Origin of the sequence: Falsiroseomonas sp. E2-1-a20 (assembly GCF_051433195.1) — a bacterium.
Classification (GTDB): domain Bacteria; phylum Pseudomonadota; class Alphaproteobacteria; order Acetobacterales; family Acetobacteraceae; genus Falsiroseomonas.
The window spans coordinates 1-524 of sequence record NZ_JBHMFT010000196.1 but is presented as its reverse complement, the minus strand read 5'-3'; the positions used below and the strand labels follow the sequence as shown (position 1 = coordinate 524).

Annotated in this window: 1 protein-coding gene; it reads left to right on the top strand. The window is 75.0% G+C overall.

What is annotated here, in order from left to right:
* Positions 1 to 102: 102 nt before the first annotated feature.
* Positions 103 to 524 (top strand): antitoxin Xre/MbcA/ParS toxin-binding domain-containing protein (locus ACFHPP_RS31340; RefSeq protein ID WP_437167129.1); only part of this gene is annotated, 422 nt, incomplete at its 3' end.

Sequence of the window (524 nt, the reverse complement as noted above, 5' to 3'; positions counted from 1 at the left end):
CCGCCCAGCTCGATGCCCGCCGACGCCTGCCTGACGTCATCTCCCCTTGCAGCAGGAGCGCGATGTTCCCTCCATAGGGTAGGAGCCGAATGTGAGGTGACCATGCCCGCTGGAACCAAGCCCACGGACCGTCCGGACGACGCCCTCCTGGCCGAGGTGGCTGAGGCCCTCGACCAGACCGCCAGCTCCCACAGGGCCGGCGCCTCCAGGGCGGCCTGCGCGGCGGCCGTGCTGCGGGGCGATGCGGCGCCGGTCGGCGGAGAGGCCGCGCGTGCCCGCTTCGCCCACCTGGCGCTGCGGATGCTGGCGCAGTCGGAGGTCGCGGCCCGGCCGGACTGGGTGGCACCGTTCCTGTGGCAACAGCACGGTCACCTGGAGGGAGCTCCGCTCGACCTCGTCCGCACCGTGGCGGGCGCGGAGCAGGTGCGCCGGCTCGTGGAGCGGGAGCCTCCGCTGGGGCGGCCGGACCCGGCCCGGGTTGCCGCAGCGGCGCAGCTGGACGACCTCACGGCCGAGGAGGCCTT